Source organism: Aquimarina latercula DSM 2041, from assembly GCF_000430645.1.
GTDB lineage: Bacteria > Bacteroidota > Bacteroidia > Flavobacteriales > Flavobacteriaceae > Aquimarina > Aquimarina latercula.
On sequence record NZ_AUMK01000004.1, the window covers coordinates 601,640 to 624,041 of the forward strand.

21 protein-coding genes are annotated in these 22,402 nt (G+C 32.1%); 9 read left to right on the forward strand and 12 right to left on the reverse strand.

Annotated elements, in window-relative coordinates; genetic code table 11:
* Window positions 1–13 precede the first annotated feature (13 nt).
* Together pepT and H526_RS0106695 are read left to right on the forward strand one after the other, a co-directional pair.
* A complete protein-coding gene (gene pepT, locus H526_RS0106690; protein ID WP_027392287.1) occupies window positions 14–1,249 on the forward strand; it encodes a peptidase T in 1,236 nt (411 codons plus the stop codon).
* A gap of 130 nt (window positions 1,250–1,379) precedes the next feature.
* Window positions 1,380–2,258, forward strand: a complete 879-nt coding sequence (locus H526_RS0106695) for a mechanosensitive ion channel family protein (protein WP_051336021.1) — start codon at window positions 1,380–1,382, stop codon at window positions 2,256–2,258.
* Between the two features lie 78 nt (window positions 2,259–2,336).
* On the opposite strand, the gene yajC is transcribed toward H526_RS0106695, so the two are convergent.
* The 4 genes from yajC to H526_RS0106715 all read right to left on the reverse strand — a co-directional run bounded on the left by yajC (window position 2,337) and on the right by H526_RS0106715 (window position 5,340).
* Window positions 2,337–2,636 (reverse strand): preprotein translocase subunit YajC, encoded by a 300-nt coding sequence (yajC, locus tag H526_RS0106700; RefSeq protein WP_027392289.1) that lies wholly within the window; start codon window positions 2,634–2,636, stop codon window positions 2,337–2,339.
* Between the two features lie 5 nt (window positions 2,637–2,641).
* The gene (locus tag H526_RS0106705) at window positions 2,642–3,121 is read right to left on the reverse strand and encodes a DUF1573 domain-containing protein (RefSeq protein WP_027392290.1); all 480 of its coding nucleotides are present in this window, start codon (window positions 3,119–3,121) and stop codon (window positions 2,642–2,644) included.
* Window positions 3,122–3,170: 49 nt separating this feature from the next.
* Complete coding sequence (gene nusB / locus H526_RS0106710) at window positions 3,171–4,082, reverse strand: transcription antitermination factor NusB (RefSeq protein WP_035084617.1); 912 nt, start codon at window positions 4,080–4,082, stop codon at window positions 3,171–3,173.
* 163 nt (window positions 4,083–4,245) lie between these two features.
* Window positions 4,246–5,340 (reverse strand): Leu/Phe/Val dehydrogenase, encoded by a 1,095-nt coding sequence (locus tag H526_RS0106715; RefSeq protein WP_027392292.1) that lies wholly within the window; start codon window positions 5,338–5,340, stop codon window positions 4,246–4,248.
* A gap of 141 nt (window positions 5,341–5,481) precedes the next feature.
* Here H526_RS0106715 and H526_RS0106720 point away from each other — a divergent pair, with 141 nt between their 5' ends.
* The 4 genes from H526_RS0106720 to H526_RS0106735 all read left to right on the forward strand — a co-directional run bounded on the left by H526_RS0106720 (window position 5,482) and on the right by H526_RS0106735 (window position 11,068).
* Entirely contained in the window at window positions 5,482–7,239 is a 1,758-nt protein-coding gene (locus tag H526_RS0106720; RefSeq protein WP_027392293.1) for an ABC transporter ATP-binding protein, read from the forward strand.
* A 78-nt stretch (window positions 7,240–7,317) separates the two neighbouring features.
* The gene (locus H526_RS0106725; RefSeq protein ID WP_027392294.1) at window positions 7,318–7,713 is read left to right on the forward strand and encodes a PUR family DNA/RNA-binding protein; all 396 of its coding nucleotides are present in this window, start codon (window positions 7,318–7,320) and stop codon (window positions 7,711–7,713) included.
* Window positions 7,714–7,818: 105 nt separating this feature from the next.
* The gene (locus H526_RS0106730) at window positions 7,819–10,332 is read left to right on the forward strand and encodes a M14 family metallopeptidase (protein WP_027392295.1); all 2,514 of its coding nucleotides are present in this window, start codon (window positions 7,819–7,821) and stop codon (window positions 10,330–10,332) included.
* Between the two features lie 85 nt (window positions 10,333–10,417).
* Window positions 10,418–11,068 carry a hypothetical protein gene (locus H526_RS0106735; RefSeq protein ID WP_035084620.1) on the forward strand — a complete coding sequence of 217 codons (651 nt, stop codon included), beginning with the start codon at window positions 10,418–10,420 and terminating at the stop codon, window positions 11,066–11,068.
* A 44-nt stretch (window positions 11,069–11,112) separates the two neighbouring features.
* On the opposite strand, the gene H526_RS0106740 is transcribed toward H526_RS0106735, so the two are convergent.
* On the reverse strand, window positions 11,113–11,997 hold the full coding sequence (locus tag H526_RS0106740; RefSeq protein ID WP_211237826.1) for an alpha/beta fold hydrolase: 885 nt from the start codon (window positions 11,995–11,997) through the stop codon (window positions 11,113–11,115).
* On the reverse strand, window positions 11,984–12,448 hold the full coding sequence (locus H526_RS0106745) for an Mpo1 family 2-hydroxy fatty acid dioxygenase (RefSeq protein WP_027392298.1): 465 nt from the start codon (window positions 12,446–12,448) through the stop codon (window positions 11,984–11,986). The genes H526_RS0106740 and H526_RS0106745 overlap by 14 nt, the downstream gene beginning before the upstream one ends.
* 90 nt (window positions 12,449–12,538) lie before the next feature.
* On the opposite strand from H526_RS0106745, the gene H526_RS0106750 reads away from it, so the two are divergent.
* Window positions 12,539–13,096, forward strand: coding sequence for a thioredoxin family protein (locus tag H526_RS0106750; protein ID WP_027392299.1), 558 nt, complete (start codon window positions 12,539–12,541; stop codon window positions 13,094–13,096).
* A 14-nt stretch (window positions 13,097–13,110) separates the two neighbouring features.
* Here the strand turns inward: H526_RS0106750 and H526_RS0106755 are convergent, their stop codons facing one another.
* The 5 genes from H526_RS0106755 to H526_RS0106775 form a co-directional block, all read right to left on the reverse strand.
* Window positions 13,111–13,632, reverse strand: a complete 522-nt coding sequence (locus H526_RS0106755) for a YfiT family bacillithiol transferase (RefSeq protein WP_027392300.1) — start codon at window positions 13,630–13,632, stop codon at window positions 13,111–13,113.
* Window positions 13,633–13,641: 9 nt separating this feature from the next.
* Entirely contained in the window at window positions 13,642–14,442 is an 801-nt protein-coding gene (locus H526_RS0106760) for a hypothetical protein (RefSeq protein WP_027392301.1), read from the reverse strand.
* A 254-nt stretch (window positions 14,443–14,696) separates the two neighbouring features.
* Window positions 14,697–15,629, reverse strand: a complete 933-nt coding sequence (locus H526_RS0106765; RefSeq protein WP_027392302.1) for a peptidylprolyl isomerase — start codon at window positions 15,627–15,629, stop codon at window positions 14,697–14,699.
* Window positions 15,630–15,778: 149 nt separating this feature from the next.
* The gene (locus H526_RS0106770) at window positions 15,779–16,576 is read right to left on the reverse strand and encodes a tetratricopeptide repeat protein (RefSeq protein ID WP_027392303.1); all 798 of its coding nucleotides are present in this window, start codon (window positions 16,574–16,576) and stop codon (window positions 15,779–15,781) included.
* Window positions 16,573–17,139, reverse strand: coding sequence for an RNA polymerase sigma factor (locus H526_RS0106775; RefSeq protein ID WP_035084626.1), 567 nt, complete (start codon window positions 17,137–17,139; stop codon window positions 16,573–16,575). The genes H526_RS0106770 and H526_RS0106775 overlap by 4 nt, the downstream gene beginning before the upstream one ends.
* Window positions 17,140–17,242: 103 nt before the next feature.
* On the opposite strand from H526_RS0106775, the gene H526_RS0106780 reads away from it, so the two are divergent.
* A complete protein-coding gene (locus H526_RS0106780; RefSeq protein ID WP_027392305.1) occupies window positions 17,243–17,704 on the forward strand; it encodes a hypothetical protein in 462 nt (153 codons plus the stop codon).
* A gap of 3 nt (window positions 17,705–17,707) precedes the next feature.
* Window positions 17,708–20,491 carry a CHAT domain-containing protein gene (locus H526_RS0106785; RefSeq protein ID WP_027392306.1) on the forward strand — a complete coding sequence of 928 codons (2,784 nt, stop codon included), beginning with the start codon at window positions 17,708–17,710 and terminating at the stop codon, window positions 20,489–20,491.
* On the opposite strand, the gene H526_RS0106790 is transcribed toward H526_RS0106785, so the two are convergent.
* Entirely contained in the window at window positions 20,488–22,371 is a 1,884-nt protein-coding gene (locus H526_RS0106790) for a tetratricopeptide repeat-containing sensor histidine kinase (RefSeq protein ID WP_027392307.1), read from the reverse strand. The genes H526_RS0106785 and H526_RS0106790 overlap by 4 nt on opposite strands.
* Window positions 22,372–22,402 lie beyond the last annotated feature (31 nt).

Consider the following 22,402-nt stretch of genomic DNA (forward strand, 5'->3'; position numbering starts at 1 on the left):
AAAAAATGTTGCTATGATTCCGAAAAAACATATTATTGATCGATTTATTAGTTATGTAACTATTGACACAGAAAGTGACCCTAATAGTGATACTACTCCTAGTTCAGCAAAACAGTGGGATCTAGCAAATAAACTAGTTGAAGAATTAAAATCAATAGGGTTACAAGAGGTAACTATTGATGAAAATGCATACATCATGGCAACCTTACCCTCTAATGTAAATCATGAAGTACCTACCATAGGTTTTATTTCGCATTTTGATACTACTCCGGATTTTACAGGAGCAAGTGTAAATCCTCAAATTATAGAGACCTATGACGGAAAAGATATCGTTCTTAACGAAGAAGAAAATATCGTATTATCTCCTGATTATTTCGAGGATCTAAAACTATACAAAGGACAAACATTAATTACCACTGACGGAACTACACTTTTAGGAGCTGATGATAAGGCTGGTATCGCAGAAATTATCTCTGCGATGGAATATCTAGTACAACATCCAGAAATCAAACACGGTACAATACGTGTTGGATTTACTCCTGATGAAGAAATAGGTAGAGGAGCGCACAAATTTGATGTCTCAACATTTGGAGCAGAATGGGCATACACTATGGATGGTAGCCAAATCGGCGAATTAGAATATGAAAATTTTAATGCTGCAGGTGCAGTGGTTACGATAAAAGGAAAAATTGTGCATCCTGGATATGCTAAAGGAAAAATGATCAATAGTATGTATATCGCACAGGATTTCATTAATTCTTTACCAAGATTAGAAACACCAGAACATACTAGTGATCGAGAAGGTTTCTTTCATTTATATTCTATGAATGGAGAGGTTGAAGAAACTAAACTTCAATACATTATCAGAGATCATGATAAGGAACATTTTGAAGCTCGTAAAGAGATGATGGCAAAATTGGGAGATGAACTAAATAAACAATATGGAAAAGATGTAGTTAATGTAACGATCAATGATCAGTATTATAACATGAAAGAAAAAGTGGAACCTGTAATGCATATCGTAGATATTGCAGAAGAAGCTATGAAAGAATTAGGCATTACTCCGCTTATTAAACCAATACGTGGAGGAACTGATGGATCACAACTAAGTTATATGGGATTGCCATGCCCTAATATATTTGCTGGTGGGCATAATTTTCATGGAAGATATGAATATGTTCCTGTAGAAAGTATGATCAAAGCCGTAGAAGTAATTGTAAAGATCGCCGAACTTACAGCAAAAAGGTAATTCGCAATTCATCGAGATTTAATAACTTTTAACGATTTTACATTTTTTTCTTATCTAAGAATAAAAACAATGTACCCACTATAGTAGTAGATTTATGTGATAACTATTTAATCACTTTAAAACATAAATCATGCAAACTACAGACAAGGTCGTAGATACTGCCGTATCTGCGACTACAGAAACAGGAGGTGCAATAATGAGCTCTCTAGGCGGTTTTTTCAATTCTATACAAGAAGGAGTTGGCCAATATGGACTCAAAATTGTTGGAGGAATTGTTGCATTAATTATCGGACTTTGGATCGTGAAAATGATTATGAAAGCCATTAAAAAAGCTTTCGATAAAAGCAAAGTAGACAGTACCCTAAAACCATTCTTAGTCACTCTAGTAAACTTCCTATTAAAAGTATTATTATTTATTTCTATAGCAGGTATTGTAGGTATACCAACAGCTACATTTGCAGCATTACTAGCAGCAGTAGGTTTAGCCATCGGAGGTGCTTTTAATGGATCTTTAGGTCATATGGCAGCTGGAGTAATGCTACTTGTTTTTAGACCATTTAAAGTTGGTGATCTTATCGAAACGGGAGGCAAACTTGGTTTTGTAAAAGAAATCTCTGTCTTCGTTACGATTTTAGAAACTTTTCAGAATAAAACGGAAATTATCCCGAATGGGGCTATCACCGCCGGTACAATTACAAATTTAACAACCATAGGTAATCTAAGGGTGGATATGCCTTTTGGAATCCAATATGGTACAGACATCGAAAAAGCAAAACAAATTGTGATGGATGTAATGAAAGGCGATAATAATGTAATGGAAAATCCAGCTCCTAGAGTAGCAGTAAATAATTTAGGTGCAAATGGCGTAGAATTATTAGCATTACCTTATTCTACCTGTGATGACTATTGGGATGTATACTGGGATACTAGACAAAGAATTGTAGAAGCTTTAGGTACCGCTGGATATGCAGCTCCACTACCACAACGAATCGTCACTATGAAATCTTAATCAACCTATACTTATATATATTACACAAAAAAGCGCCGTATTTAAATACGGCGCTTTTTTGTGTAATAAGAGCATTTGTTATTTTTTCTTTTCAGCCGGTGGTGCATTTAATTTCTGGCTCATTTCTAAAGAAATAGCAGATTTATCAAATGTTAATTTACCAGCTCCAGTTTCTATAACAACTGCATTATTTTTTTCGCTGAAGTCAAAGACTTTTCCGTGAAGACCACTTTTGGTAACTACACGATCTCCTTTTTTAAGCTCTTCAGCAAATTTCTTCTCCTTTTTCGCTTTTTGCATTTGTGGGCGTATCATAAAAAAGTACATCACTACAAATATTAAAAGTATAAAAGGTAATTGTCCTCCAAATCCTTCCATAGATATTACTCGCTAACTGGAGTTCCGCTTACTGGTTTAGCTTTTGGAGTTACCATTGCCTTAATCTTAAGGATTTCTTTTCCTGCTTCAGTATTTGCAGTAATAGTAACTTGCTTGTTCTGAGCGTTTGGCTTACCGTTAGAGTTAAACTTTACTAACATTGATCCTGTAGCTCCAGGAGCAACTGGTTCTTTTGTCCACTCAGGAACAGTACAACCACAACTTCCTTTTGCGTTTACAATTACTAAAGGCGCTTTACCTGTATTAGTAAAAGTAAATGTATGCTCTACTACATCACCTTCATTGATTGTTCCAAAATCGTGCTCAGTTTCAGAAAAGCTCATTACAGGAAAATCTGTGTTTTTTGCATCACGATCTGCAGCATCAGCTACATTTTCTTCTTTAACTTTTTCTGCTGCATTATCTTTACAAGACATAAATGTCAAAGCAAAAACACCAGCTAAAATTAAGATTCCTTTTTTCATTACTTGGGTTTTTAATTAATTGAGGGTTAAAAATACTATTTTTTTTGAACTACATAAGTCCACGGCCAACTTTATTTAATTTACCGTTCTCTTGATATTCTTTAGATATTTTATCCAGAATTCCATTGATAAAGATACTACTCTTTGGGGTACTATATTCCTTAGCAATCTCTAAATATTCGTTAATTGTTACTTTTACAGGGATTGACGGAAATCTTTGGAACTCACAAATTGCCATTTTAATGACCGCTTTATCCAACTCTGCGATTCGGTCTTTATCCCAATTTGGAGTCTTTCCTTCTATTTCTTTTGCAAATTCTACTCCGTTAAGCGCTGTTTTCCTAAAGATATCTTTTGCAAATTTTTTATCATCAGCATCTTTATAGAGTCTAGGTAAAGACATATGCTCATCATGAGTTTGCTTTACCTTTCTAAGCATCTTGATAATCCCCGTATTAATTAATGGCAAATCATCTATCCAAGTAAGCTTCTTATCTTCGATATATTCATATAATTTATCATTAGGAGCTATAATTTCTTTAAAAACATCTAAAATAAAATCCTTATCCTCTTTAAAAGAACTCATTTTAGTATCCATATAATCCGAATACAACTCACTTGTACTAATCTCTTTCCAAAGAATTTTAACGTACTCATCATCCAGATCCCAACAATTCATTTTCTTGTGATCCATAGCTTCCTTAAGCTCTGTATTCTTTTCTAATAACAAAAGAACTTCGTTATTAATAAATTTTTGATTTGGATTCTTTTCTTCTGAAGTTGCTAAATATTTTTTTTGACTCTTTTCTAAAAAATCAACAGCATGCTTTCTTATTTCTACCAAAAGTTGAAGATTTATAAGAAACAAATCGTACATCTGATCAATACTAAATAGCAAGAATTTTTCTTCTTTATCTAGATTATCACTTTTCGTCTGCTCTAGTGCGTAGAGGGACTGCATTACTTTAACTCGAATATGTCTTCTGGTTAACATAAGAAATTACAAAGAACATTAATAAAATGGGCGAAAGTGAGTCTCACTTTCGCCCTGCAAAAATACTATTATTTTTAATCTACCAATTCTAAAATTCACTTTTTATACAGTAAATTTTAGATTCTCTCGGCTATTGATTTTTTTTAGCCACAATTCTTTCATCTGCTATACTAACAGCAGCAGCATTTGTTGTCATACCTGTTGCCTTTGCCTTATTCAAAATATCCAAGGTAGTATTATAAATATTTTCAGTTTTTTTCATGATTTGGTCTCTACCATATCCTTCTATTTCTGCATATACATTTATTATACCTCCGGCATTAATCAAAAAATCTGGAGCATAGACAATTCCCTTTTCTTGTAATAAAGGACCGTGTATATCTTCTGAAGCCAATTGATTATTTGCTGCTCCAGCAATTACTTTTACCTTTAATTTATTAATAGTCTCATCATTAATTGTTGCTCCTAATGCGCAAGGTGCATAAATATCAGCAGTTTCAGAATATAAATCTTCTCCTTTATATATTTCTACTCCATATTTACCACTTACTTCTTCAAGTCTTTCTTGATTGATATCCGTGATAATTACATTAGCTCCTTCTTCTGCTGTTAAACGTACAAGCTCTTCTCCTACATGACCAATACCCTGAACTAGTATTTTCTTACCTTCTAAATTATCAGTCCCGTAAGAAAACTTAGCCGAAGCTTTCATTCCCATATAAACTCCATAAGCAGTAACAGGAGATGGATTTCCTGCTCCTCCTTTTGATTCAGAAATTCCAGTTACATATGGTGTTACCTCTCGCACAGTATCCATATCTGATGTTTCCATACCAACATCTTCTGCCGTATAGTATTTACCACCTAGTGTATGAACAAACTCTCCAAATCGTCTCATAAGAGCTGGAGTCTTCATTACTTTTGGATCTCCTATAATCACAGCCTTTCCTCCTCCAAGATTTAATCCTGTAATAGCCGCCTTGTAGGTCATACCTCTTGACAATCTCAATACATCATTAAGAGCATCCCATTCTGTTTGATAATTATACATTCTAGTTCCTCCAAGAGCTGGTCCTAAAATTGTGTTATGCACCCCAATTATTGCCTTTAATCCTGTATCTTTGTCTTGACAAAAAACAACTTGTTCGTGATCGTTAAAAGACAATTGTCCAAATACAGGAGCTTGTTTTTTTAATTGATTCGCAGTAAGCACTTCGGTTATCATTTTTCAGAAATTTTAAAATGTTATAATTATATTATAGTCAAAATAGAAGCGCTAAAATACGGTATTTTTACGAATTTAAAATTTTTTGTTGTTAAACTTTAAGAATTTGTTAATAATTGAGTTTCTAAAAATCAATACTTTATGCGTGCATTACGCCATCTAAACAAGTACTTCCTAAAATATAAATATCGCCTCCTTATTGGATTAGTAATTACCATAATTGCTAGAATTTTTGCAGTTGCAGTTCCTAAATTCGTTGGTGATTCGGTAGATATAGTAGAACAATACATCAATAATAGCATCACCAATATAGAGGATGTAAAAACGGGATTAATCACCAATATACTCTTGATTCTTGGATCTGTTTTGATCGCTGCTTTTTTTACTTTTTTAATGCGACAAACTTTTATTGTAGTCTCTAGATTTATTGAGTTTGATCTAAAAAATGAAGTCTTCCAACATTACCAAATATTATCACTTAACTTTTATAAAAAAAACAGAACAGGTGATTTAATGAGTCGTATTAGCGAGGATGTATCCAAAGTAAGGATGTATGTGGGTCCTGCAATCATGTATAGTGTTAACACCATTACTTTATTTGTCGTAGTTATTGGTTATATGATTAGTATTGCTCCCCAACTAACCCTATACACGGTTGCACCACTTCCTATTTTATCTATTTCTATATATAAATTAAGTGTTGCCATACACAAAAGAAGTACAATTGTTCAGCAATTTTTAGCTAAACTAACCACATTCACACAAGAATCTTTTAGTGGTATTTCGGTCATCAAAGCCTATGGAATAGAATCTCAGACATTATCGAACTTTACAGATTTATCAAACACCAATAAAGAAAAAAATATAGATCTTGTAAAAGTGCAAGCTCTATTTTTTCCGCTAATGGTTTTACTTATTGGTGTTAGTAATATCATGGTAATCTATATTGGAGGAAAACAATATATTGATGGAACCATTCAAGATCTTGGTGTAATAGTAGAGTTTATTATTTTTGTTAACATGCTAACCTGGCCGGTAGCGACCGTGGGTTGGGTAACCTCTATTATACAACAAGCAGAAGCTTCACAAGTAAGGATTAATGAATTCCTAAGTCAAGAACCAGAAATCACAAACAGTGTCACTGAGCAAACACCCATAACAGGAAATATAGCATTTAACAATGTTTCTTTTACCTATGACGACACCAATATTACTGCCTTAAAAAAGGTGAGTTTTGAAATTAATTCTGGACAAACCATTGCAATAATTGGAAAAACAGGATCAGGAAAATCAACAATTCTTGATTTACTAGGGAGATTGTATGATGTTTCTGACGGGGAAATTAAAGTTGATGGAAGATCTATTAGAAAACTAAATTTAGTAAATCTTAGAGAATCCATTGGGTACGTGCCGCAAGATGCTTTCTTATTTAGTGACTCTATAAGAAATAATATAAAATTTGGTAAAACTGATGCCACTGAAGTTGAAGTAATTCAGGCTGCCAAAAATTCTGCTGTCCACAAAAACATTGAAGGATTTAGTAAAGGATATGATACCGTGTTAGGAGAACGAGGAATTACTTTATCAGGTGGACAAAAACAACGTGTTTCGATTGCCAGAGCAATTATCAAAGATCCGTCCATCCTTCTTTTTGATGATTGTTTATCTGCAGTTGATACCGAAACAGAAGAAGAAATACTCAATAATCTCAATAGAATTTCCAAAAATAAGACCACTTTTATAGTAAGTCACCGAGTTTCTACCGCTAGGAACGCGGATAAAATCATTGTTTTAGACGAAGGCGAAATCATCCAACAAGGCACTCATAATCAACTATTAGACGTTGATGGATATTACAAAGAGCTATATTTAAAACAGCTAAGCGAAAAAGAAATTTGATATTTTGTTGTACGATTAACAATTTTTTTAGATTTTTGATTCCATCGTAACAGACTAATTAATTAAGAAATAAGGATTATGAGCGATAATGAAATGTTGGAGAAAGAGGAAATTTTCTCAAAAGTTTTAAGAGCAGGAAGAAGAACATATTTCTTTGATGTAAGATCAACAAAAGCTGGAGATTACTATCTTACTATTACAGAAAGTAAAAAATTCACTAATGATGATGGATCTTTTCACTACAAAAAGCATAAAATCTACTTATACAAAGAAGACTTTGTTGGTTTCAGTGAAATACTAAGTGAAATGACTGATTTCATAGTTAATGAAAAAGGTGAAGAAGTGATCAGTGAAAGACATCAAAAAGATTATCAAAAATCTTACGAACAAAATACAGAAGTATCTGCAACAGCAAATGAAGAAGTTACAGCTTCTACAGAAAGTTTTACAGATGTAAGCTTTGACGACATATAAGGCATAATAACTTATGTTAAACTTATGCAAACCGCTTCAGTCTCTGAAGCGGTTTTTTTTATTTTCGAAAACTATTAAACGCTACAATCGCTCAAACAAACTAAAATGAAGCACTTCTTTACTATCATCTTATCACTATTATTCTTTTCTTCTTTTGCTCAAGAAAACCTTTCGTTAGAATATTATTTACCAAAAGGAGTTTCCTATAATCCTGAAATACCAACACCGCAAAGTGTTTTAGGTTTCGTTCCAGGAAAATGGCACGTTACTCACGATAAATTGGTAGAATACATGAAAGTTTTGGCAAAAGCTTCTCCGCGTATTACCATAGAAGATAGAGGAAAAACATATGAAGATCGGCCTATCATCTTACTAACTATTACTTCAGAAAAAAATCATCAGAATTTAGAACAAATACGAAATCAACATATTCAATTAACCCAAAATAGCAAAACCGCTAACGACATTGCATCCATGCCAGCAGTGGTATACCAAGGTTTTTCTATACACGGTAATGAGCCAAGTGGCTCAAACGCAAGTTTAATTGCTGCTTATTATTTAGCCGCTGGACAAGGAAATCAAGTTGATGAGTTATTAGAGAATGTTGTAATTTTATTTGACCCATCGCTTAACCCTGATGGTTTACAGCGTTTTGCTTATTGGGCAAATACTAATAAAAGTAAAAACATAAGCACAGATCCACAAGACAGAGAATACAGTGAAGTATGGCCTGGAGGTAGAACAAATCACTATTGGTTTGACATGAATCGTGATTGGTTACCTGTACAATTACCAGAATCAAGAGCTAGAATTGAGACTTTCCATAAATGGTATCCCAACGTTCTCACAGATCATCACGAAATGGGCTCTAATAGTAGTTTTTTCTTTCAACCTGGAATACAATCTAGAACACACCCATTAACACCTAAATTAAATCAGGAGCTTACTAAAAAAATTGCTAACTATCACGCAGAAGCCTTTAATAAAATAGGATCATTATATTTTACAGAAGAAAATTTTGATGATTTTTATTACGGAAAAGGATCCACCTTCCCTGATATCAATGGAGGAATAGGTATTTTATTTGAACAAGGAAGCTCTCGAGGACATGCGCAGGAAACAGACAACGGAATATTGACATTTCCGTTTACAGTAAGAAATCAATTTACTGCTACACTCTCTACATTAGAAGCGGCAAAATCCATGCGCACAGAATTACTTAGATATCAAAACAACTTTTATAATAATGCTAGAAAAGAAGCGCAAACAGGATCTTACATTTTTGGAAATGAAAAAGATGCGGCTTCTACCTATCACCTTGCAGAAATCTTAAAACGTCATAAGGTTCAGTTTTATGATTTAAAAAATGATATCACTGCAAACGGTAAAAAATTTAAAAAAGGATATAGTTATGCAGTTCCTAAAAATCAAAAACAAAGCCGTTTAATCAAGGCTATGTTTGAAAAAAGAACAAAATTTCAAGACAGTTTATTTTATGATGTATCTGCTTGGACATTCCCATTAGCCTTTAATTTAGATTATACTGAAAAAACAACTACCTCTGACCTAGGAGCAAAAATTACTGAGTTGGACTATAAAAAACCTAAAAGCATTAATAAAAGCAACTATGCATACCTTATGGAATGGCATGAGTATTATACGCCTGCCGTATTATATAAAATTTTAAATAGCGGATTGAGGGCTAAAGTAGGCATGAAACCTTTTTCTATTGAAAATAAAAACTATGACTACGGAACAATTATGATTCCTATTCAGAATCAAAGATTAAACTCACAGGAAATTCATGCATTTTTACAAAATCTTGCTTCAGAAAATCATGTAAATATTACAGGTGTATCTACTGGTTTAACAACAGGAATTGATCTAGGAAGTAATCAATTTAGAGCATTATCATTGCCAAAAATCGCATTGTTAACAGGAAGCGGAATCACACCATATGATGCTGGAGAAATCTGGCATTTAATGGATCAACGTTACAACATTCCTATCACCAAACTAAATACTGAATACCTAGAAAGAAGAAACTTATCTAGATACACTCATATTATTTTACCAAACAGCTGGAATCAAACAATGGGTAAAAATGTTATTGACAAGATTAAATCTTGGATCAGAAACGGAGGAACACTAATCGGATATAGAAACGCAGCTCAATTCTTTAAAAACAATGAGCTTATGAAAATCGAATTTTCTAAACCAGAAAACGATGCTAAAAACATTTCGTTTGAGCAAAGAAGAGATTTCTTTGGAGCTCAGGTAATTGGAGGGGCGATTTTCCAAGCTAAAACCGATAGATCACATCCAATAAATTTTGGTTATAAAAATGATGAAATATCACTTTTTAGAAACACAACCTTATTTATCAAAGCTCATAAACAGAGTTACGACAACCCTATTCAATATACAAAGTCACCACTATTAAGCGGATATATCAGCAAAAAGAATTTGGATTCATTGGCTAATACGGTACCATTTAGACATCAAAGTTTAGGAAGAGGGAACACTATTTTATTTACCGACAACACTAATTTTAGAGCTTTTTGGTATGGTACTAATAAGTTATTAATGAATGCTATTTTCTTTAGTGATGAGATGTAACTAAACAGCTATTTGTTTGAGTAACTTCCAGGAAAAAGAACATTATAAATAAAATATTTTTATAGAAATATAATTTATCAAACCCATGAATACTTATCTAGGACGTATAGTTATTTTTTTATGGGTATTATCGTTATCCTCTTGTAAAAGTGAAAATGACCAGAATGACCGATACATTTTCTTTATTCATAATAGATTTCTAGAAACCCATGAACTACATGAAGTTCACCCAGAATTCGGAAGAACAGAATATCAAGAAATCATTTCGGAATTTAAAAAAAGTGGCTTCCAGGTTATTAGCGAAAAAAGGAATAGCAATGTCAATGCTAATACGTATGCAAATAAGATTGTAAATCAAATAGATAGTTTATTAGCAAACAATATTAACCCTGAAAAAATAACTATTGTAGGCACTTCTAAAGGTGGCTACATCGCTCAATATGTATCCACTATAGCTAATAATCCTCACCTCAATTTTGTGTTCATAGCAAGTTTTAGGGATCATGATATTATAGAAATTCCTGAAATTAATTATTGTGGAAATATTTTGAATATTTATGAAAAAACAGATCCATTTGGAGTCTCTGCCATAGCTAGACAAAAAGAATCTACCTGTAGTATTATCCATTTTAAAGAAATAGAACTTACTACCGGAATGGGCCATGGATTTCTTTTCAAACCATTAAAAGAATGGATAGAACCTACCATACAATGGGCTTCGGGTAAATATGAATAAATTACAATCCGTATTTATTCGAAGATATTTTCATAAACGAAGAATTAAGAAATAATGATTTTTCTAAACTCTTCATAATGATGTAATACTTCATTTGGAGCTTCTGTTTGTGGATAATGACCAATAGCATCTAATAACACAACATCAGCATTTGGCACTATTTCTTTATAGAATTCTGCCATATGCTTACCCGAAATAGGATCAACAGCGCCATCAATTAATCGTTTAGGCATATCGGTATATTGTATCGCTTCTCTCCAGCGAATTTTATAAGTATCTCTTTCTTTTAGGTATTTTATCAACTTAGGTATTACATTCTTACCAGAATTATAAGCTATTGTTTCCCAAAAATCATCTATCTCTTGTTCACTAGGTTGTGTATCGCTTCCAAATATTTTTTTGAAGTTTTTAGCCAATGTATTTCTACCCATAAAATGTTTAAGAATAGCACCAAAAGGAGTGAGTAACATTTTTTGAGTTAATGTAGGAAAATTAGTTTCTGGAAACATTCCTCCATTAAGAAAACAAACGGATTTAATATCAAATTCATATGCTGGGTTCTCTTTTAATCTAGCTAACATTTCCTGAACCACAGTATCTCCATAATCATGCGCCAGTATATGAAAAGAAACAATTCCTTTTTGTTTTAAAAAGGCTTCCCATATATCAACCTGGGACGCAATTGTATACTTAAAATCACTTGGTTTAGCCGAAAAACCATACCCCAACATATCAATTGCATATACGCTATACTTTTCTGCAAGTGTGCCCCATATTTTACTCCAATCCCAAGAAGATGTTGGAAATCCATGCACAAGAATCAAAGGATCCCCTACCCCTTCTTCTTTATAAAATATTTGATAGTTTTTATATGTGTAATACGATCCTGAATCTTTCCAATTCTGTAATTGCATATTATTTTTTTCCAAACATTTTTTGGATTACCCAAGCAGGTCCAATCAACAAAAATTGTAAATCTTGCGCAGCAGAAGGTTTTTTACCTTCTAAATGATGACCATAAAATTGTCCGATCCAAGCAACGACAAAAATAATAAGAGACACCATCCATAATGGTGCATATTGACTGATGTAGTAATTAGCAATTATACAAAAAGCAACAAAAGCTAATATTTGTAACGCCATTTTTACGGATAACCTAACGTAAAAAAGCAAAATAAGTAAAGCAACGACAAACGCCCAATTTTCTATAAATGGGTTTTCTCCAGGTATTATAGAAGCTAAAAAACCACTAGGAATACTCATAATTAGACCTACAACAGAAAAAAATATAGCTGGTACACATATAAAATGAATTGCAATATTTGTTTTGTTCTGATGGCTCACAGCATATTCCTGAAACCAAGTCTCTAAAGTTTTCATAATTTTATTTTTTGGAATGTAACTAAGATAACAATTTTTATACTTATAAAGTATAATATTGTAATTTCGAAAATATAAAATTTAAACATTATGGCTCGTACTCCATCAAACATGCTACCATTAGGTACTGTTGCTCCAGATTTCACTTTAGTAGACGCTGTCACTAATAATAAAGTTTCCCTGAATGACATAAAAGGAGAAAAAGGTACTATAGTTATGTTTATATGCAATCATTGCCCTTTTGTTATTCACGTAAATGAAGAAATTTCTAGAGTAGCTAATGACTACAGGGTACAAGGATTTGGTTTTGTCGCTATTAGCAGTAACGATATCGAAAATTATCCACAAGATGCTCCAGAACACATGTGGAAAACCGCTCAGAAAAACAATTATACATTTCCTTATTTGTTTGATGAAACACAGGAAGTAGCTAAAGCCTATGATGCAGCGTGTACTCCGGATTTTTATCTTTTTGATGGAGAATTAAAACTTATTTACAGAGGGCAGTTAGATGATTCGAGACCTGGAAACGGGATTCCTGTAAATGGTAGAGACCTTCGTCAAGCATTGGATGCGGTACTTAGAAACGCTACAGTTTCCGAAATCCAAAAACCAAGTATAGGGTGCAATATTAAATGGAAACAATAATAAGATAAAAGAGATTACTTAAAAGTACCCGCTACAATCTGTAAATGTGCTAAATGATGGTTTCCGTGCCAAGCGTATATTCCAATATCTTCTGCTAAAGAAATTGCAACATCACCTTCGGGATGAATAAATACTTTTTCTAAATCTTCATCAGATAAACCTTTTAAGAAATACACCCATTTAGCATGCAACGCTTTTATTAAGTCTAAAGAGAGGTGAATTGGTGCTGATTTAGTATCAAATAATTCCGCCCATCTATCTTCATAATATGCTTTAATTACTGGTTGTTCTTCGGTGAGCGCCCATTTAAAACGAATATAACCATTATGATGACTATCATGGATATGATGAATAACCTGTCTTGCAGTCCACCCATCAGGTCGGTATGGGGTTTCTAACTGGGCTTCAGAAAAATTGGAAACTAATTTTTCTATTTTTTTAGGTAGTTCCTCTATATCTTTTATCCAAGTAGTAATTTGTTCTTTAGTAATAGTATTAGGGCTTTTAAACTTTCCTATTGGATATTGAAGATTCATAGTATTATTTCAGTCAACTTTTACGTACAAAAATAAACTCGAAGAAGTATTTTGTAAATCCTTTACAACTAATTCTCGTTCATTCAAAGTCTCTATTTTATATTTATAAATATATTTATCTTTAGGAGATGAACAATACATAACATCATCTTTAATTTTTACCTTTAATCTTTTCAGAAACTTTCCATCACGAAAATTGAAACGTATAGTTTCTTCAAAAATCATATGCTCATCAGGAAATTGAACATTTACCCATTTTCCCTGTAGCGCTTCATAAGTCCCTCTATTTTTAAACTTATTATCTAACAAAGATTTCATTCTTAAACTATAAGAAACAAAAGTTTCTTCAGGTTCTATGTTAGTTACCGCTTGACCAGAAACTATTTTATAAATTTCATTCCCTTTATCAAAATAATGTTTTGACTCAAATTTTGTAAATGCGTTGGAGTAATCCATTACAACAAAGCCATCGCTATTTTTTGTTTCCATATACTGGCGTTGCTTATAATTCACATGAATCAATTGATCATTCCAAAAATAAAATACCGTAATTACCATTGCATTAGGCATCCCGATATTTCTTATGATTTTCTTTAAACGTTCGTGCTCATAATATCCATTGAGCTCCGCTCCATGATCCGCAATCTGATCTAAGAACTCCTCAGGATCCAAAGAAAACACATCGGATTCGATATAACTATCAATGATTTCTATTTGATCTTTGATAGCAGTCATTGCAGCTTCATTATCTTGAGTAAAGGAAAAATTTACACAAAAAAATATTAAAAACACTGTTAGCTTCCACTTCATAACCATCAAAAATGGGGTTTTTGTATTGGTTTATTATCTTATAACTAGGGGTGTAAATATCTGCATTATAGACGTAAAAGTTTACTTTTTTCTATAAAACTTCTCTATTTTAATAAATAAATTAACATTTAAAGAGGGAGAACAAGTGTTAATTATGCGTTAAAGTGGTTTTTTTATGTAGGGTTGACCATTAAAAAAACAAAAAACCTCTGAAAATATATTCCAGAGGTTTTAAAATTATTTTAAAAAGAGTTTTACTTTACTCCTACCAATTCTACATCAAAAACTAGTGTAGCATTTGGGGGAATTACTCCTCCAGCTCCGTGCGCTCCATATCCTAAAGATGGCGGAATTACAAAACGTGCCTTATCACCTATTTGTAATAAAGCGATACCTTCATCCCATCCAGGAATAACCTGCCCCATTCCTAATGGGAAATCAATTGGTTGGTTACGCTTGTATGAAGAATCAAACACAGTACCGTCTGTTAAACTTCCTTTATAATGTACTGAAACAGTTTTTCCTTTTTCTGCTTGAGCACCATCACCTTTTTGGATGATTTTATATCGTAATCCACTATCCGTTTTATCAAAACCAGCAGCTAATTCTTCTAATAATTGTTCAGAAGCCTTTTTTGCAGCAGCTTCTCTTTCTGCTTTAGCTCCATTAAACTGCCTAAAAGTCTCTACAGCATTAAAGTTCTCAGCATCAGCTCCTACCCTTACTATCTCTAAAGAATCAATTGTATCACCTTGCGCAACAGCATTTACGATATCTTGTCCTTCTACTACCTTACCAAAAACAGTATGCTTACCATCTAACCAAGCAGTCTCTACGTGAGTGATAAAAAACTGACTTCCATTAGTTCCAGGTCCGGCATTAGCCATAGATAATACTCCTGGTCCATCATGTTTTAAATCTGGATGAATTTCATCATCAAATTGATACCCTGGTCCACCTGCTCCAGAGCCTTGTGGATCTCCACCCTGAATCATAAAATCAGGAATTACTCTGTGAAATTTTAATCCATTGTAGTAAGGTTTTCCTTGAGGAACTGCTTTGTTCTCCATATTACCTTCTGCTAAACCTACAAAATTCCCAACTGTACCTGGAGTCTTTTGATACTCTAGATTTACTAAAATGCTTCCCTTCGAGGTATTAAATTTTGCGTATAATCCGTCTTGCATAACTGCGTATTTTAAGCTTGTTAAATTTTAAGCTGCAAAGATAGGTAATTGCTTAATGTTTAACACATAAAACGAATGATTGTTTGTCTCTTTACAATCATCGAATCTACAAAACAATACTGATAAAAACTTCTAAGCGAGTCGTATATTTAATCAATCTCTGTTAAAAGCTCCTTAGCCTCTTGATACTTATATGCATTACTATCAGAAACAATAGTTTGTAAAACCGCTATCAATTCTTTTTTATCCTTCTGTTTTAAATAAACCAAAGCTTTATACCAATTGGCTTTTTTAGCCTGTAGTGTGTTAGAATCTCTCAAAAGTTGAAACTGTGATAAAGCTTCATCAAACTTATTAAGTTCTACATATGAGATCCCATTATAAATATAACTTAAAGGATCAATAGATTTCTCTTTTTGATGATAGGTGGTAAATAACTCTGTAGCTTTTTGATATTTTTGTTCTTCGAATAATAACTGGGCGTCTTCAAGCATTTTATTTGTGTCCTCTCCCCTAGTTACCAATGATGGTATTTCATCTAAATGTATATACGAAGCATATAACTCGTCATAATTGGTTTCTTTAAAAACAAATAATGAAACGGTGATCAAAACGGCAATAGATGCAGCTATTCCAATAAACCAAAAAGTCTTTGATTGAGAATTTGATCGATTTTCTGAAATCACCTCGTTAATCGTTGATTTTAATGTTGCTGCTTCATCACTTTGATAAAAAGCTTTTAATTGGGTAGCTTCTGTTGTTTTTAATGCATCTTTATTTCCTTCTACCCATTTTTGATCTTCATAAATGGTCTGCATATCTTGCTGCAACTTCAATTCTTCAGAGAGTTCTGTATCGGTAAGCAATCTTGCCTCAAACGCTTGTTTTTCTGATGTTGACATATTACCGCTTAGATAATCATCAATTTCTATCGGGTAATCTTTCATAATTCTTTGATTTGATTATATCTCGAATCTTTTTTAATCAATTTAGTCAATTGTGACTTACAATTAAAAATACGTTGTCTCACTACATTATCTGTATTATATCCTAGTTTCTCCACAATATCTTTATATGGTACTTTCTGAAAAAACAATTGTAACAATTGTTTACAATTATCAGATAGTTCCGCTAGTTTTTCCTGAAACAGTTCCCATTTTTCTTGTTCTAAAGTTAACATCGTCATGTCTTCTGCTTCTTTAACATGTTCTATAACCTCATCATTTGTTACTATGCGTTTTTGCTTATTTAGTTCTCTACGCCACAAATTTCTGCAAACTGTATAAAAATAAGCATTAAAATTACTCTCAATTACAAATGCTTTTACCTTATATCTAGCAATTAATTGCATCAAAGCTTTCTGAAAAACATCTTCTGCATCCGTAGCATTTCCATTATTATTAAGCACAAAACTTCTCACCTTGGGAAACTCTTTTGTATACAAATCTTGTATCACCTGTTTTTCTCCAGAAACAATCAGCTTTAACTGGTCTATTTCAGTTATCTTCATTAAGATATCTTTAACTATTTAATTTTTTTTTATTTTAGCGTGGTAACATTTGTTAGGTTAGGGAAACATACTAATAAATAATAATACAAAAAAAGATTTAAGAATGAAAAAAATCACGTTACTATTGGTAGCTGCAGTTTTTGTGATTGGAATACAAAGCTGTTCTACAGAAGAAACTTCTATTATTGAAGAAGAAGTACAACAAACCTTAGAAGAAAATGACTCTAAATTTAACTGGGTTCCGCATTGTAACTTTTTTGTGCGTTATCCAGTTGATTGGACACAAGAAGATAGAGATGATTTTCATATTTGGGCTAGAGAGAACTGGTTTAGTTCCATCTTAGTTCTTTTTGAAGATGGATGCTACGCCGTAGATGAATGGAGAGTCCCATGTTCTGAATTAGAAAAAGTTACTAAAACAGATATTGCATCAGCCAATGCAACTGATGCTGGAACTAAGACGGAAAATGATGACGAGGGCGTTCCTACTATCATATATACACTTAAAGCTAAAAATGGTTATTACGATAATTGTTATGATGTTCCATTACATGGACAGCTTTAGTGTATGAAAATTATAGATAAAAAAACTCAAATAAGAAAGGAAATCTATTTTCCTTTCTTATTTTTTTTAATATATCTAATCAATACTCAATCACTATATAGTCAAAAGATATCCCCAACATTAGATTCTATTCTAATTAGTAAAGAGAGCGATACTATCAAAAAATGCCTATATACTGACCTTTTCAAAACCTATGAAAGACAAAGCAACTATACCCAATTAGGTGCAGATGCTCACGAATTAGGAAAATGGTTTTATCGAAAAAAAAATAAAGAAAAAACCATATATTATACTCAACTTGCTATTGATGCTAAAAAAAAAGCAATCCCCTTTGATAAAGAATTACTTAAAAACAGCTACATCAATCTTGGATATTTTCATAACAAATATAAAAATTACGAGAAAGCTATTAAAGCATTTAAAAACGCCGCCCCTTTTAAAAAAAACTCCTTGAACATAAGAACTTATAACTATTTAGCTGACATCTATCTTAAACTAGAGGATCCCTATAACTCGGTCGAACATCGTTTGAAGGTATTTCAATACTTAGATCCAATAAAAGATCGACAAAAAATCATAAATAGTCATATTAATATAGCCTTTTCATATAGAAATATGGGACAGATTAAGACTAGCAAACAAGTAATTCGACATTTACTGCTAGCAGATTCCCTTGTAAAAATAATAGAAAAACCTAGTATCGAAGATGAGTATCTAATTACCTCAAATTTAGCAATACAATATCATGACCTCGGTAATATGGATTACATTAAAAATGGCTCAAAAAACAACTTGATAATTGCTATTTATTATTACAAAAAAGCCCTTATAATATCCAAAATCATAAAAAACAAAGGTTATGAATGTTCTACTAACTATAATCTAGGATTAGCAAATATTGATTTAGATACTATAATTGCCAAAGAATATTTTAATACATCATTATCATTAGTTGAGCACAAACCAACATTACTAAAGTCTATTTATTTTGGATTTGGTAAACTTGCTTATAAAGAAAAAAAATATGATCAAGCTATTGATTTTTACCAGAAATCAATAGCTGGGTTTTTAAATCCAGAAAAAGCCGATTATAATTGGTCATCAACTCGAAAACAATTAGAAGGAGTAGAAAAAAAATCATTATTCCTAGGGATTTTAAAAACAAAAATTAACACTTACATTGATCAAGGAAATACTTCAAATAACAAAAGTGCTTATTTATTAGCTTTAAAAACAGTAAAAACTGCGGATCGACTAATTGAGATCATGCTAACCTCTGATCTCTCTTACAAAACAAAACTACGATGGCGCGATCTGGCTTCTGAGATTTATATTATTGGACTAGAAGCTTGTTATCGAGCTAACTTACTAGACAAGGCCTTTTACCTCATGGAAAAAAACAAGGCATTATTGCTTATGCAAGATCTTAATAGAAGTAAAACAGCATTACCAGAAAGTATCTTAGAAAAAGAATTAGCATTTAAAAACGATATCGCTTCATTACAAGAAAACAAAAAGGGGGGTTCTGATAAAAAAAAAGATTCTTTATCCATATTAATATTTGACAAAAAAGAGGAACTACAGCGCTTCAATGATTCTATAAAAGGGTTTTACCCAGAACATTTCTTGTCTAAAGAAATTCCTGGAGTACTATCATTATCAGAAATAAAACCAAAGGAAAATGAAGTAATTATTCAGTACACTATGGCAGAACGTATTGGATATACTACTCCTTATGGATATGGGATGATCTTATCTAATGAAGGAAATAAGGTTTTTAAATTGAAACAAATAGATACGTTATTAAATAACATTACATCATTAAGAGAACAACTCAATAAACCATTTACTACTACAAAAGATATCGAGACCTATACTAAAGTTTCCAACGCTATTTATCAATCCTTGTTTCCAAAAGATATTAGAAAATCTCTCAAAGACAAAAAAGTAACAATCATACCTGATCATATGCTAGGAATGATCCCTTTTGAGGCATTGATAATTGACATCAATAGAAACACCTATTTCATAGAAGAAAATGAGATCGATTACGCATTCTCTCTTACTTTTCAAAACAAAAACAAATCCATCCAAAGAGAAGCTACTCAGGATTTCTTAGGAGTTGCGCCCATCAATTTTTCTAATAACCTAACCACATTAAAAAATAGCGCTAAAGAAATCACATATGCTAATAAATTATATGACGGAACGCTGTTAGTGGATCAAGAAGCCACTAAAGAAAATTTTATCAAAAAAATAAAAGATTATAAAATACTGCACCTAGCAACACATGCAGATGCTTCTGATTCTATTGTACCTTGGATCGCTTTTAGAAATTCTAAATTAACCGATTTAGAACTGAACTCTTTACAAAGCCAGGCAGAATTGGTAATATTAAGTGCTTGTAATACTTCTTTAGGAGAAATTAGACGTGGAGAAGGTATATTAAGTCTTGCCAGAGGATTTTTTAAATCAGGAGCCAATACTGTGATTCCATCATTATGGAGCACCAATGATAAAGCGACTGCTACCATCACCGCTAATTTCTATAAAAATCTAAGCGAAGGACGAACTAAATCAGCAGCTCTACGTACGGCAAAACTAAACTATCTTAAAAACAATAAAGATGCGGAAGCCTCTCCTCACTATTGGGCCTCTTTAGTATTGATTGGAGATAGTGGAACTTTATTGCCACAATCTAATAATTTATGGATGTTTCTATTAGGATTTGGGATTGTAGCTGTGATAGTATTATATTTATTTCTTTATAGAAGAAATAAAGATTAAGTATCTATCAAGTAAGGTAATATCACTTTAACTTCAGTGCCTTTTCCATCTGGAATTTGATCAATAGTAAAATTTGTTTTTTTATTTAATGACTTTGCATAAATCTGTAAGCGTTCTTTAATAATTTTACCAGAAAAAGACTGATGTTTTGTATCAACTTTAGATTTAAATTCTGAAGGTTTTGTAATCCCTGCTCCATTATCTACAATAAGACACTGTATCAAACCTTCTTTTTCATTTTTGGATAATACTATCTTAATAAAACCGTCGTCTACACCTCTTAAACCATGCTGAATTGAATTTTCGATAAAAGGTTGAATAAACATAGGAGGTATAAAGGTTTCTTCAATATCAATATCTTCTGAAACTGAAACCGAATAAGTAAACTTTTGAGAAAAATTAGATTCTAATTCCAGATAATCTTCTAAGGATTGTAACTCATCTTCGAGAACAATGAACTCTTCTCTGGAATTTTTGAGAATCAATCGAATTAAACTACTTAATTTGGAGATATACTGTAAGGTATGTCCCGATTTTTTATTTACTAAATTACTTACTGTATTTAGCGCATTAAAGACGAAATGAGGATTTAACTGAGATCGTAATAATCGTTGTTTTAGATTAGCAGTTTCATACTTACTCTTCAGTTTACGTTGTCTAAACAACAATATTCCAACTCCGATAATCGACACTAATATTCCTAATAACGCTATAGCTATAGTATTTCTTTGCTTTATGATAATCTGTTGTTCTTCTGTTATCGCCGCTAACTGCTCTATTGATTCTTCTTTTTCTTTTACTTCATATGCAATATTTAATTCTCTAAGTTTTTCATCCAATACTTGTTGATGAAATTTTTGTAGAAAATCACTTTTTCTTATAGAAACAGATAAAGCATCTTCTAGCTTACCATTTTTTTGATACGTTTTAATAAGGTAATCCATATTCCTCACTTTCAAATCTCGATCGCGCTTATCTAATTTACCTAAAGCATTAATACTATCTAAAGTCCTATTAAGCAAATACATAGCAGCACTATACTCTCCTTTATTCAACAGCATCTGACCATAATTAATGTGAGAGCTATATCTAGAATAGTCCGAAACTTTCTCCGAGTTTAAATCTACTATATCTTTAGATTTTTTAAAATGATAAAAAGCTGAGTCCTTTTGATTTACAGAATGAAATAAATTTCCTAAATGATTATGAGAAGTTACTTTTATACCTATTATAGTATCTAACAATGCTTTTTTGTAAAAAAACTTTGCAGAATCTATTTTTTTTAAATCAAAATACATATTACCAATGCTGTTATACAAAGGGCCATAATTAAGTGGGTTTTTCAAATAGCTTGTATCCTTTGATGTTTTCAACAAGTACATTAAAGCCAAACTATTATCCCCCATTTCTAAATGATTACTAGAAATATCTCTAAGAATATAACCTTTAAGATACTTTGAAAAACCTGGATATTTATTAATCACCCTTAAAGCATTCATCATATAATCTAATGCTTTATTATGATCCTTATAGTGCAACCTTAATGCTCTGCCTCCATTATAGTATGCTCTTGCTAATTGGGTTTCGTCTTCTTTACGTTTCTTATCTGATGTGTCATAAGACGAGATTGCTTTATTTGCAAAGAAATAACACGAATCTAATTTATCTTCACCCAAATATAACACACTCATTTTAGAATAATAATAAGTCCATCCTAACAAATTTTCATCTGTTTCCAACATCTTCTGATATTTTAAAAGGTTTTCCCTATTCGTAGGATAAATCTTAAAAGTATCTATTTCTTTTTGTGTATAACTATTCTTTTGCGCATTCCCTTTTAGTCCAAACATGATTATAACTAGCAATATGGTTGTTCTCATTTTTGTCTTTTTTTTAATAAATTATATAAGT

Coding starts and splice junctions, on each gene's coding strand:
- pepT (WP_027392287.1), top strand. CDS start 14: ATGATTCCGAAAAAACATATTATTGATCGATTTATTAGTTATGTAACT.
- H526_RS0106695 (WP_051336021.1), top strand. CDS start 1,380: ATGCAAACTACAGACAAGGTCGTAGATACTGCCGTATCTGCGACTACA.
- yajC (WP_027392289.1), bottom strand. CDS start 2,636: ATGGAAGGATTTGGAGGACAATTACCTTTTATACTTTTAATATTTGTA.
- H526_RS0106705 (WP_027392290.1), bottom strand. CDS start 3,121: ATGAAAAAAGGAATCTTAATTTTAGCTGGTGTTTTTGCTTTGACATTT.
- nusB (WP_035084617.1), bottom strand. CDS start 4,082: ATGCAGTCCCTCTACGCACTAGAGCAGACGAAAAGTGATAATCTAGAT.
- H526_RS0106715 (WP_027392292.1), bottom strand. CDS start 5,340: ATGATAACCGAAGTGCTTACTGCGAATCAATTAAAAAAACAAGCTCCT.
- H526_RS0106720 (WP_027392293.1), top strand. CDS start 5,482: ATGCGTGCATTACGCCATCTAAACAAGTACTTCCTAAAATATAAATAT.
- H526_RS0106725 (WP_027392294.1), top strand. CDS start 7,318: ATGAGCGATAATGAAATGTTGGAGAAAGAGGAAATTTTCTCAAAAGTT.
- H526_RS0106730 (WP_027392295.1), top strand. CDS start 7,819: ATGAAGCACTTCTTTACTATCATCTTATCACTATTATTCTTTTCTTCT.
- H526_RS0106735 (WP_035084620.1), top strand. CDS start 10,418: ATGAATACTTATCTAGGACGTATAGTTATTTTTTTATGGGTATTATCG.
- H526_RS0106745 (WP_027392298.1), bottom strand. CDS start 12,448: ATGAAAACTTTAGAGACTTGGTTTCAGGAATATGCTGTGAGCCATCAG.
- H526_RS0106750 (WP_027392299.1), top strand. CDS start 12,539: ATGGCTCGTACTCCATCAAACATGCTACCATTAGGTACTGTTGCTCCA.
- H526_RS0106755 (WP_027392300.1), bottom strand. CDS start 13,632: ATGAATCTTCAATATCCAATAGGAAAGTTTAAAAGCCCTAATACTATT.
- H526_RS0106760 (WP_027392301.1), bottom strand. CDS start 14,442: ATGAAGTGGAAGCTAACAGTGTTTTTAATATTTTTTTGTGTAAATTTT.
- H526_RS0106765 (WP_027392302.1), bottom strand. CDS start 15,629: ATGCAAGACGGATTATACGCAAAATTTAATACCTCGAAGGGAAGCATT.
- H526_RS0106770 (WP_027392303.1), bottom strand. CDS start 16,576: ATGAAAGATTACCCGATAGAAATTGATGATTATCTAAGCGGTAATATG.
- H526_RS0106775 (WP_035084626.1), bottom strand. CDS start 17,139: ATGAAGATAACTGAAATAGACCAGTTAAAGCTGATTGTTTCTGGAGAA.
- H526_RS0106780 (WP_027392305.1), top strand. CDS start 17,243: ATGAAAAAAATCACGTTACTATTGGTAGCTGCAGTTTTTGTGATTGGA.
- H526_RS0106785 (WP_027392306.1), top strand. CDS start 17,708: ATGAAAATTATAGATAAAAAAACTCAAATAAGAAAGGAAATCTATTTT.
- H526_RS0106790 (WP_027392307.1), bottom strand. CDS start 22,371: ATGAGAACAACCATATTGCTAGTTATAATCATGTTTGGACTAAAAGGG.